The sequence below is a fragment of the Dietzia massiliensis genome (genome assembly GCF_018390595.1).
Lineage (GTDB): Bacteria > Actinomycetota > Actinomycetes > Mycobacteriales > Mycobacteriaceae > Dietzia > Dietzia massiliensis.
Window position 1 is genome coordinate 1 of record NZ_JAHBAV010000405.1, and the last position, 220, is coordinate 220.

At 69.1% G+C, this 220-nt stretch carries 1 protein-coding gene; it reads right to left on the reverse strand.

Annotation, left to right across the window (positions count from 1 at the left end):
* Positions 1–220 (reverse strand): ATP-binding cassette domain-containing protein (locus tag KHA85_RS18220; protein WP_236885869.1); only part of this gene is annotated, 220 nt, incomplete at both ends.

Here is a 220-nt window from a genome sequence, read left to right on the forward strand (position 1 = left end):
CGTGGGCTCGTCGAGGATCAGCAGCGACGGCCCGGTGAGCAGTTCCAGGGCCACCGAGGCGCGCTTGCGCTGCCCGCCGGACAGCTTGTCGACTCGCGTGTCGGCGTGTTTGGTCAAGCCGAGTTCCTCGATGACCTGCAGGTCCAATGCGGGGTCCAGGCCCGACGTGGGCTCGTCGAGGATCAGCAGCGACGGCCCGGTGAGCAGTTCCAGGGCCACC